Source organism: Escherichia sp. XD33 (genome assembly GCF_019375075.1).
Classification (GTDB): Bacteria; Pseudomonadota; Gammaproteobacteria; order Enterobacterales; family Enterobacteriaceae; genus Enterobacter; species Enterobacter flexneri_A.
In genome coordinates this window covers 1-947 of the sequence record NZ_JAENDM010000225.1, presented here as the reverse complement: position 1 = coordinate 947, position 947 = coordinate 1, and the positions used below count along the sequence as shown (strand labels likewise).

2 protein-coding genes and 1 pseudogene are annotated in these 947 nt (G+C 51.8%); all 3 read right to left on the bottom strand.

Annotated elements, in window-relative coordinates; genetic code table 11:
* Positions 1 to 470, bottom strand: a 470-nt coding sequence (locus K0778_RS26465; RefSeq protein ID WP_201273850.1) for a conjugal transfer protein TraH, incomplete at its 3' end; no start/stop codon positions are given.
* Positions 470 to 832: a P-type conjugative transfer protein TrbJ gene (trbJ, locus tag K0778_RS26460; protein ID WP_001443292.1), complete on the bottom strand. Its 363-nt coding sequence runs from the start codon at positions 830 to 832 to the stop codon at positions 470 to 472. The genes K0778_RS26465 and trbJ, both read right to left, overlap by 1 nt.
* Positions 762 to 947, bottom strand: a pseudogene (locus K0778_RS26455) (type-F conjugative transfer system pilin assembly thiol-disulfide isomerase TrbB); the annotation flags it as partial. The pseudogene K0778_RS26455 and the gene trbJ, both read right to left, overlap by 71 nt.

Sequence of the window (947 nt, the reverse complement as noted above, 5' to 3'; positions counted from 1 at the left end):
ATCCCCTGCGCCGCCTGGCAGGAACTGAGGTTCATACTGTTAATGTCGCTTGCCATTTTCTGCAGGAAGTCTTTTGCGGTTTTGATTTCCGGCACCGTTGTCTGCAGGGCAAGGTCAAAGAAGTAACCGGCAGCATTGCTCATAATCTGCTTAACAAAACGCTGCAACTGCTCGCTATTAATAAAGCTGAACGAGCCGAGATAGGCGTCGATGCCGCCACATCCGGCATTGATATCCGGCAGCGTCATGGAAATCAGCTGAACATTTTTGACCTGAGTACGGGCATACAGGGAGCCACCGTAAGCATAACCGGCGGCCTGCCCCTGCCAGACGCCCGGCTGTGTGGTATTGGAGGCGAAGCCCAGCTTGTTAAAGAACTGATTCATGTCGCTGTTCACATCCGCTGACGCTGCGGGTGTGACCGTCAGTAAAGCAGCACAAAGAACCAGAAGAGGTTTAATGCGTGGCATCATTCTTGCCCTCCCTTAATTTGTTCTCCCGGCGCATACGACATTTCAGCAGGTATATCCCGATATTTCCGTCCAGTCCTGCGGCTGTAATATATTTCAGACACCGAAATCCATCCCACAATTGCCCCCACAAAAAACACAACAGAAACAGAAAAGGTAAGGCACAGCGAAACGACAATTTCTACAGGGCTGGCGGGATAAAAAAGCCCCTGATGGATAAAGGGGATATTCAGGCTGACGATTATTCCCGTCGCGATGCCGGATATTCCGGCAATGAGTAACACCACCTGCTTATTTCGCACCTTTTTTCCCTCCGTACATCTGCAGAACGGTATCCATCCGCGCCATAAAACCGGCAGCATCCGTTGCCCCCTGTAAAAGCGGTAATGCCTCAAGCGTGTTGACGTTGACCAGGAAGGTGGTCGGTGTGGCCACCGGGATATTCGGGAAGAAGGTCTGCATCACGTCCGGTGGCAC